This window comes from Thiolapillus sp. (assembly GCF_048562965.1).
GTDB classification, from domain to species: domain Bacteria; phylum Pseudomonadota; class Gammaproteobacteria; order Chromatiales; family Chromatiaceae; genus Thiolapillus; species Thiolapillus brandeum_A.
On sequence record NZ_JBHNMF010000090.1, the window covers coordinates 1 to 9,366 of the forward strand.

General features: G+C 57.5%; 8 protein-coding genes and 1 pseudogene. 1 reads left to right on the top strand and 8 read right to left on the bottom strand.

Annotated features, from left to right (window positions below):
- Window positions 1-166 precede the first annotated feature (166 nt).
- The 7 genes and pseudogenes from ACOCD2_RS06975 to ACOCD2_RS07005 all read right to left on the bottom strand — a co-directional run.
- A pseudogene (locus ACOCD2_RS06975) lies at window positions 167-1,630 on the bottom strand (DUF1538 domain-containing protein); the annotation flags it as partial.
- 65 nt (window positions 1,631-1,695) lie between these two features.
- The gene (acnA, locus tag ACOCD2_RS06980; protein WP_293646238.1) at window positions 1,696-4,359 is read right to left on the bottom strand and encodes an aconitate hydratase AcnA; all 2,664 of its coding nucleotides are present in this window, start codon (window positions 4,357-4,359) and stop codon (window positions 1,696-1,698) included.
- A gap of 82 nt (window positions 4,360-4,441) precedes the next feature.
- Complete coding sequence (locus ACOCD2_RS06985) at window positions 4,442-4,918, bottom strand: hypothetical protein (RefSeq protein ID WP_293646236.1); 477 nt, start codon at window positions 4,916-4,918, stop codon at window positions 4,442-4,444.
- Window positions 4,915-5,544 (bottom strand): high frequency lysogenization protein HflD, encoded by a 630-nt coding sequence (gene hflD / locus ACOCD2_RS06990; protein ID WP_293646234.1) that lies wholly within the window; start codon window positions 5,542-5,544, stop codon window positions 4,915-4,917. The genes ACOCD2_RS06985 and hflD overlap by 4 nt, the downstream gene beginning before the upstream one ends.
- The gene (mnmA, locus tag ACOCD2_RS06995; protein WP_293646232.1) at window positions 5,544-6,614 is read right to left on the bottom strand and encodes a tRNA 2-thiouridine(34) synthase MnmA; all 1,071 of its coding nucleotides are present in this window, start codon (window positions 6,612-6,614) and stop codon (window positions 5,544-5,546) included. The genes hflD and mnmA overlap by 1 nt, the downstream gene beginning before the upstream one ends.
- Window positions 6,611-7,060 (bottom strand): NUDIX hydrolase, encoded by a 450-nt coding sequence (locus ACOCD2_RS07000; protein WP_293646230.1) that lies wholly within the window; start codon window positions 7,058-7,060, stop codon window positions 6,611-6,613. Before ACOCD2_RS07000 ends, mnmA begins: the two co-directional genes overlap by 4 nt.
- The gene (locus ACOCD2_RS07005; protein WP_293679840.1) at window positions 7,057-7,608 is read right to left on the bottom strand and encodes a pseudouridine synthase; all 552 of its coding nucleotides are present in this window, start codon (window positions 7,606-7,608) and stop codon (window positions 7,057-7,059) included. The genes ACOCD2_RS07000 and ACOCD2_RS07005 overlap by 4 nt, the downstream gene beginning before the upstream one ends.
- Window positions 7,609-7,664: 56 nt before the next feature.
- Between ACOCD2_RS07005 and icd the strand changes: the two genes are divergently transcribed.
- The gene (icd, locus tag ACOCD2_RS07010) at window positions 7,665-8,921 is read left to right on the top strand and encodes an NADP-dependent isocitrate dehydrogenase (RefSeq protein WP_293646226.1); all 1,257 of its coding nucleotides are present in this window, start codon (window positions 7,665-7,667) and stop codon (window positions 8,919-8,921) included.
- A 72-nt stretch (window positions 8,922-8,993) separates the two neighbouring features.
- Here icd and ACOCD2_RS07015 read toward each other — a convergent pair whose 3' ends face one another.
- On the bottom strand, window positions 8,994-9,203 hold the full coding sequence (locus ACOCD2_RS07015; RefSeq protein ID WP_293646224.1) for a cold-shock protein: 210 nt from the start codon (window positions 9,201-9,203) through the stop codon (window positions 8,994-8,996).
- Between the last annotated feature and the right edge of the window lie 163 nt (window positions 9,204-9,366).

The window sequence follows — 9,366 nt, forward strand, 5'->3', positions numbered from 1 at the left end:
GCCTATTGCCGCATCTCCAGTTACCTGCAGACCATGGCAAATCAGGGATACAATCCGCTGGTCGCCATTCAAATGGCCTTTTCGGGACAGCTCTATGCTGATAGGGGTGAGTAGTTACCTCCAAAGAAGGTGAAAGTTTTCTGCCTGCTTGCCAGTGGGCGATTTGGGCATGAGCCATGACGGTTATCATGGGAAACAGGCTGGCAAAGGCAATGAGACCGAAGCCATCGATGAGGGGGCTGCGGCCCGGTATGTTATGCGCCAGCCCCAGGCCAAGTGCCGCAACCAGAGGCACGGTGACGGTGGAAGTGGTAACACCGCCTGAGTCATAGGCAAGGGCAATGATCATGCGCGGTGCAAACATGGTCTGAATCACCACGACCACATAGCCACCGATGATGAACCAGTGCAGGGGGTAGCCGGTGACAATGCGCCAGGTGCCCAGTACCAGTTCCCAGGGCGACCCCCAGGGCCACGGCGGTACGCAGTCCCCAGATGCCGATGGAACCGCCGGAAACTTCATGCGCCTTGATCGCCACGGCAAGGAGGGCCGGTTCCGCGACGGTGGTGGCAAAGCAGATGGCAAAAGCAAAGGCATACACCCAGTAGTAGTCGGACCAGTGAATGTCTTCCGGGTTGGCTATACCCAGGAACCTGGGGTCAGTCAGTTGTGCGGCCATGGTCTTGCCCAGCGGGAACAGCGCCAGTTCCAGACCTTCCAGAAAGAAAGCCAGCCCGACGAGCACATAGGCAAAGCCCAGTAGGACTTTTTTCATGTTTGGAATCGGGCGCTTCAGGTACAGGAACTGAAAACCGAAGATGATCACAGCGATAGGCAACACATCCAGAATGGTGCTCAATCCCGTAAACAGCAGACCTGACAGCAGATTCAATGGATGACCATCCCGTAAACCATGACAAACATGATTGGTGTGAGCGAGGCAAAGGCAATAAGACCGAAACCGTCGATCATGGGGTTGCGTCCCTTGATGGAAGAGGCCAGTCCCACTCCCAGTGCAGTGACCAGGGGCACAGTGATAGTAGACGTGGTCACTCCGCCGGAGTCGTAAGCAATGCCGATGATCTCCCTGGGTGCAAATTCAGTAATGATGATAATGCACACATAGCCGCTCACGATTAGCCAGTGTATCGGCCAGCCTTTCAGAATGCGGATTACACCCAACACGATGGCCAGTCCCACGGAGAGGGCCACCGTGTAACGCAGCCCGCGTGCGTAGCTTTCCATGGAATCGCTGGACTGATGAATGAGGTTGCCGGCTGCGGCTATCTCGGAAGCCTCTTCTGCAATGGCGATAAGCGCAGGCTCGGCCACCGTAGTGCCGAACCCCAGAGCGAAAGCGAACAGCAGCAACCACACCACGCTGCCTTTGCGGGCGAAAGACTGCGCCATGGACTGGCCGATGGGGAAAAGGCCCATTTCCAGCCCTTTTACAAACAGGCTCAGGCCGATGGCAACAAATAATATGCCCAGCAGCAAATCCACATAGTTTGGTAGAGGCTGACGAATTACCAGCAGCTGAAAAATGCTCACCACCAATACGATGGGCAGCAGATCCCGCAGACTGTCCAGAATGGGCTGTATCGACTTTGGCAGCTGGTATTGCTTCATGACAAAAAGCATAACAAAAAAAACCCGGCGGCTGCCGGGTTTCATTGGATTGTAGCGCTGTTGGATCAGCTGGCGGCCAGGTCGCGCAACACGTACTGCAAAATCCCCCCGTGACGGTAGTATTCCCACTCGTTGGGGGTATCGATGCGCACCCGGGCATTGAAGATAATCTGGTGGCCGCCTTCTGCTGTGGCGGTGACCACGACTTCTTTTGGGCTACCGTCCGCCAGGCCGGTGATGGAGTACAGCTCTTTTCCGGACAGCCCCAGGGTAGTGGGCGTTTCGCCATCTTTGAACTGCAGGGGCAGGATGCCCATGCACACCAGGTTGGTGCGGTGGATGCGCTCGTAGGATTCGGCGATGACCGCCCGCACACCCAGGAGCTTGGGTCCCTTGGCCGCCCAGTCCCGGGAGGAGCCGGAGCCGTATTCCTTGCCGGCGATGACGATGGCCGGGGTGCCGCTATCCTGGTACTTCATGGCGGCATCGTAGATGGACATCTGCTCGCCGTTGGGCATATGCAGGGTGACGCCACCCTCGGTGCCCGGCGCCAGCAGGTTGCGCAGGCGGATATTGGCGAAGGTGCCGCGCATCATCACTTCGTGGTTGCCCCGGCGTGAGCCGTAGGAGTTGAAGTCCTTGGGATCCACGCCGTGTTCCTGCACATACTCGCCCGCAGGGGAATCGGCCTTGATGGCGCCGGCGGGGGAAATGTGATCCGTGGTCACGGAATCCCCCAGCAGGGCCAGCACCCGGGCGCCGTGAATATCGCGGATTTCGCCGGCTTCCATGGCCATGCCCGCGAAATAAGGCGGATTGCGGATATAGGTGGAATCTGTGTTCCAGCCAAAGCGCTGGCCTTCGGCTCCTGACAGGTTCTTCCAGTTGGCGTCCCCCTCGAAAACATGCTCATACGCCTTGTGAAAACCTTCCGCGGTGACATTGGCGGCCATGGCCTCGCTGATTTCCCGCTGGGTCGGCCAGATGTCCTTGAGATACACTGGATTGCCGTCCCGGTCCGTGCCCAGGGGCTCGCTGTACAGGTCGATGTTCATGGTGCCGGCCAGGGCGTAGGCTACTACCAGGGGCGGGGAGGCCAAATAGTTCATGCGCACCTCGGCGTGTACCCGGCCCTCGAAATTGCGGTTGCCGGAGAGTACCGCGGTGACGCTGAGATCGCCCTCGGTGATGGCTCTGGAGGCAGCCTCGGGCAGGGGGCCGGAGTTGCCGATACAGGTGGTGCAGCCGTAACCCACGATATCGAAGCGCAGCTTCTCCAGGGATTCCAGGAGTCCCGCCTTCTGCAAATAATCCGTGGCGGCCAGGGAACCGGGAGCCAGAGAGGTCTTTACCCAGGGCTTGGTGTCCAGGCCCTTTTCCACCGCCTTTTGCGCCACCAGTCCGGCAGCGATCATCACCGAGGGGTTGGAGGTGTTGGTGCAGGAAGTGATGGCGGCGATGACCACGCTGCCATCGTCTAGTGCCACTTCCTGGCCGTCGATGACAGTCTTGACGGGGCCTTTGCCCTGAATGCCCGCCTGGGATTTCAGGCTCTCCAAATCCCGCTGGAACACCGGCTTGGATTCGCGCAGCTCAATGCGGTCCTGGGGGCGCTTGGGGCCGGAGATGCTGGGAACGATGGTGGAAATATCCAGCTCAAGTGTTTCTGAATAATCAGCGACTTGTGAATTATTTCTCCACATTCCCTGAGCTTTTGCATAGGCTTCCGTGAGGGCGATATGCTCCTCGGGGCGGCCCGTCAGGCGCATGTAGTCCAGGGTTTCCTCATCGATGGGGAACAGGCCGCAGGTGGCGCCGTATTCCGGGCCCATGTTGGCGATGGTGGCCCGGTCGCCCATGGGCAGGTGGGACAGGGCATCACCGTAGAATTCCACGAACTTGCCTACCACGCCGTGCTCACGCAGTTTCTGCACGATGGTCAGCACCAGGTCCGTGGCGGTGGCCCCTTCGGGAAGCTGCCCTGTGAGCTTCATGCCCACCACCTTGGGAACCAGCATGGAGATGGGCTGGCCCAGCATGGCGGCCTCGGCCTCGATGCCGCCCACGCCCCAGCCTAGTACGCCCAGGCCGTTGACCATGGTGGTGTGGGAATCCGTGCCCACCAATGTGTCGGGGTAGGCCTGGAGCACACCCTGGTTCTCATGGGCGAAGACTACCCGGGACAGGAATTCCACGTTCACCTGGTGCACGATACCCGTGTCCGGCGGCACCACCTTGAAGTTGTTGAAGGCCTGCTGGCCCCACTTGAGGAACTGGTAGCGCTCGCGGTTGCGCTCGAATTCGATCTGGGCGTTGAGTTCCGCGGCATTGGGTATCCCGAATTTGTCCACCTGCACCGAATGGTCGATGACCAGTTCCGCTGGTTGCAGGGGGTTGATTTTCTCGGGATCGCCGCCGAGCTCGGCAATAGCGTCGCGCATGGCGGCCAAGTCCACCACGGCGGGCACGCCGGTGAAGTCCTGCATGAGCACCCGGGCGGGGCGGTACTGGATCTCCTGGCTGGGCTCGGCTTGGCTGTCCCAGTTGGCCAGGGCCTCGATATCGCTTTTGGTGACGGTGACGCCGTCCTCGTTGCGCAGCAGGTTTTCCAGCAGAATCTTGGTGGCGAAGGGCAGGCGGGCGCTGCCGTCGATGGCGTCCAGTCGGTAGAACTCGTAGGTCTTGCCGCCGGCTTCCAGGGTGTCCCGGGCGTTGAAGCTGTTGCTCATGGGAAAAGAACTCCATATTCAGAAATAGAAACTGGCGGGGATTTTATCGCGAATCCACCGCCAGCTGGTTGAAATTTACAGGCTAGCCTGAGTTGGGAGGTGTCGCCGGCGAGTCTGTTTCGGGGGAGGGGTCAGCACCCGGTTCAGGAAGCGGTACCGCTGAAGGTGCGGTTGAGGGTTCCCCGTCGTGCAGGTACTCGTGGGTTTTTTCAGCAGCAGCATCGTAGTATTCACCGGTCTTTTCCTTCGCAGCTTCGTAGTATTCTCCGCTTTTCTGCTTGGCGGTCTGGTAATACTCACTGCTTTTATCAGCGACTGCTTTGGCAGCCTCTGCAGTTTCATCTTTGACATCCTCATACACTTCCTTGGCCACTTCCCCGGCAATAGCGGCTTTTTCCTTGACCACTGCAGCGGTAGCGGCAGCCGTTTCCTTGGTCTGCTCCACCAGTTCCTTTGCTTCCTTTTTCAATTTGGCATCGTTTTCCGAATTTGGGTCGCAGGCTCCCAGACTGAGTGAAAGGGCAGCCATGCCGGTAATTGCAAGAATCTGTTTGTTCATGTTTCTTCCTCCAGAAGTTCATGAGCAGCGGCAAGGAGACGCCGCTGCCGGGTCAGTAAATGCCAGCGTTTTCCACCGCACTGATACCACAGGTGAGCGGCCCTTACGCCTGCCAGCAATGCGCTGCGGATACGGGCGGCAATGTCCGGATTCTCCAGATGCAGGGGTTCTCCCTGGACCATGATTTTAGGTGACATGCCACTGATATGGTCCTGATAGATTCTGGCAAGCTGGCTGTACTGTGTATGCTTTTCGAAATCGAATGCATCGATACGTGACTCAAAAGCCTTCAGGTCCGCCCCCAGTGCCGCAGCTTTGTTCTTGTCCAGGAACAGCTTTCTGCCCAACTGCAGCAGACGGATGCTGTACTGGGTGAGTTCGGGGTTTCTGTCTGCGGGTGATTCCAGCTGTACGATGAAATGGTGCAGCCCCAGTGTCAGATTTTTCGGGGTGCCGAAGACCGCTTCCACAGAATCGGGGTGGGTCTGGAACAGGCTGGCGATGCTGGCATTCAGTGCTTCATCCAGGGTTCTACCATAACGGGCGAGCTCGAAGGTAAGCCGGGCGCTCTGAAACACGCCACCGAGAATCAGCGCATGGTCCCTGTCTGTGTATTTCCGGCTCATCAGCGGATAACTCCCCCGCCGAGACATTCGCCGTTGCTGTACAGCACCACCGATTGCCCCGGTGTAACGGCGCGCTGGGGAAGCCTGAAATCCACGTGCATGAATCTGTCCTCTACTACTACCTTACAGTCCTGCAGGGGCTGCCTGTGACGGCAGCGTGCCTGTGCTTCGAATGCCCGTCCGGGCGGGCTGCCGCTGATCCAGTGAAGCTGTTCCGCTTCGAGGCTGCCTGAGAACAGCAATGGATGATCGTGCCCCTGCACGGCGATGAGTATATTGTGTTCCAGATCCTTGCCGGCGACAAACCAGGGAGCTTCCTCTGATCCTGCAACACCGCCGATACCCAGCCCCTGACGCTGTCCCAGTGTGTAGTACATCAAGCCCTGGTGTCGGCCGATGACCGTGCCGTCGGGGGTCTGTATTTCGCCGGGACTGGCGGGCAGGTAGGTGGAGAGGAAATCACGGAAGTGCCGTTCCCCGATAAAACAGATGCCGGTGCTGTCTTTTTTTCCGGAGTTGCTGAAACCGGCTTCCCGAGCGATCTTGCGCACCTGGGGTTTGGTCAGGCCGCCCAGGGGAAACAGGCTGTGTTTCAGGGCGTGCTGGCCCAGCATGTAGAGGAAGTAGGTCTGATCCTTGTTGTCGTCTTCTGCCTGCAGCAGATGGCAGCTTTCATCGCAGGTGGCGCGGGCATAGTGGCCCGTGGCGATACAATCGGCGCCCCTGTCCAGGGCATGATCGAGGAAAGCCCTGAACTTGATTTCCCGGTTGCACAGGATGTCGGGGTTCGGCGTGCGTCCTGCCTTGTATTCCTCGAGAAAATAGCTGAAAACGCGCTCCCAGTACTCTGCCGAGAAATTCATTGTGTGCAGGGGAATATCGAGTGTATCGGCCACCGAGCGGGCGTCCGCCAGGTCCTCGGCTGCGGAGCAGTATTCCGAATCGTCGTCTTCTTCCCAATTCTTCATGAACAGGGCCTCCACCTGCCAGCCCTGTTCCTTCAGGAGCAGGGCGGCAACGGCTGAATCGACGCCGCTGGACAGCCCGATGATGACCTTGCCTTTGCTCATGCTTCGAGATGGTGCAGGCTGTTCAGGGGCAGGCGTACGCCCCGGAGATAGTCGTGGATGCATTGTAGCACCATGGGGCTGCGCAGCTGATTTTCACGCGCCCGGATCTGATCCAGTGTCAGCCAGTGGGTGGCAATGATTTCCCTGTCCAGTGAGCGGGCGGGATCCGCTGCTCCCACCTCGCCAGTAAAGCAAAAACGCAGGTAGGAACGCTGTTTTTCCTTCAGCCGGTAGAGATAGGTACCCAGCAGGGCCTGGGGCGCAAAGTCACGGGCGGTTTCCTCCAGTACCTCGCGAACAGCCGCATCGGGCAGGGATTCTCCCTGTTCCAGATGGCCGGCAGGCTGATTGAAGACAGCTCTGCCGTCGATGTGTTCTTCCACCAGCAGGAAACGGGCATCCTGCTCGATTACGGCGGCGACAGTAACATGTGGTTTCCAGATCATGGCTTCATTTTACAGGGGATCTGTTTCCACTGCCCGGGTTGAAGGCCTGATAACCGCCAATCGCCGACAGCCACGCGTACCAGACGCAGAGTGGGGAAGCCGATGGCCGCCGTCATGTGCCGCACCTGGCGGTTGCGTCCTTCCTGAATGCGGATTTCCACCCAGCTGGTGGGGATGCTGGCGCGATAGCGAACCGGGGGATCCCGGGGCCAAAGTTCCGGTTCGGTAATCACCCTGGTTCTTGCTGGCAATGTGGGACCGTCCTTCAGCACTATGCCCTTTCTGAGAGGATCAAGGTCGCTGTTGGCGATGCTGCCTTCCACCTGCGCCCAATAGGTTTTCCAGGTGTGTTTCTTCGGGTGGGTGAGCCGGTGGGCTAGCTTGCCGTTGTTGGTCAGCAGCAGCAGGCCTTCGCTGTCCCGGTCGAGCCGGCCCGCGGGATATACACCTTTCAGCGGGATGTAATCCGCCAGCACGGCCCGGCCTTCCCTGTCGGTAAACTGGGTGAGCACTCCGTATGGCTTGTTGAACAGGATCAGGCGCGTCATGGGGGGAATGAAAATGTTAGAATGTGCGCCATACAATAGCAAAAAGGGTATGTTTAATGTCTTACGAAAAAATTGAAATTCCCGCCGGTGGCGAAAAGATAACCGTCAACGCGGATAACAGCCTCAATGTGCCTGACAATCCCGTCGTACCTTTTATCGAGGGTGATGGTATTGGCGTGGATATTACACCGGTGATGAAGAAAGTGGTGGATGCAGCGGTATCCAAAGCTTATGGCGGTGAAAAGGCTATTGCCTGGATGGAGGTCTATGCCGGCGAGAAGGCGGTTAAGGTATACGGCGACGATACTTGGTTGCCTGAAGAGACCTTCGATGCGGTTAAAGACTACGTGGTTTCCATCAAGGGACCGCTGACCACGCCTGTTGGCGGTGGCATACGTTCTTTGAACGTGACCCTGCGGCAGGTACTGGACCTGTATGTCTGTCTGCGCCCGGTACGCTATTTTTCCGGCACGCCCAGCCCTCTGTGCCATCCGGAGTGCACCAATATGGTCATCTTCCGCGAAAATTCCGAGGACATCTACGCGGGAATCGAATGGGCGGCCGGTTCTGAAGAAGCGGGAAAAATAATCGATTTTCTGCAGAACGAAATGGGTGTCACCAAGATTCGTTTTCCAGCGACCTCAGGCATCGGCGTAAAACCCGTTTCCAGTGAAGGGACAAAACGACTGGTCCGCAAGGCTGTTCAGTATGCGGTGGACAATGACCGTGATTCTGTCACCCTGGTGCACAAGGGCAATATCATGAAGTTCACCGAAGGTGCCTTCAAGGAATGGGGCTACGAACTGGCGAAAGAGGAATTTGGTGCCGTGGAGATCGATGGCGGCCCCTGGTGTTCTTTCAAGAATCCCAATACAGGCAAGGAGATCATCGTCAAGGATGTCATTGCCGACGCCTTCCTGCAGCAGATCCTGCTGCGCCCGAAAGAATACGATGTGATTGCTACCCTGAATCTCAATGGCGACTACATCTCTGATGCCCTGGCGGCCCAGGTGGGTGGTATCGGTATCGCCCCAGGTGCAAACCTGTCGGATACTGTGGCCATGTTCGAAGCCACCCACGGTACGGCGCCCAAATATGCCGGGCAGGACAAGGTCAATCCGGGCTCACTGATCCTTTCTGCCGAGATGATGCTGCGTCACATGGGCTGGATAGAGGCCGCGGACCTGATCATCAAGGCCATGGGTGCTGCGATACAGAAAAAGACGGTCACTTATGATCTGGAGCGCCTCATGGAAGGAGCTGAGCTGTTGAGCTGCTCGGCCTTTGGCGACGCCATGATTGCGCAAATGTAGATCTATCCGGGCTGGTAACGAAAAAAGCCTGCGGGAAAGAATTCCGGCAGGCTTTTTTGTTTGGTCGAACAGTTATTCTGCAGCGTATTTCAGGTTCTGTGCATGCAGGCCTTTCGGTCCCTGCTCGATTTCAAATTCCACGGCCTGACCTTCTTTGAGCGTCTTGTATCCGTCCATTTCGATGGCGGAGAAATGTACGAACACATCTTCTTCACCCTCATTTGGGGTAACGAAACCGTAACCCTTAGCGTTATTAAACCACTTTACGACACCGCTAGGCATATTCATCCTCCTGCTTGTTCCTTTGGTGTTAAAAATTATTATTGGTACTAGAGTTTAGAGTTTCAGAGGAGAAAAACCACTAAAAATCTCAAAAAATAGTTGACATAGCAAGGCGCGGCCTCTCAGAAGAGAAATCAACACAAACTTCTGGAGGCCGCTATGG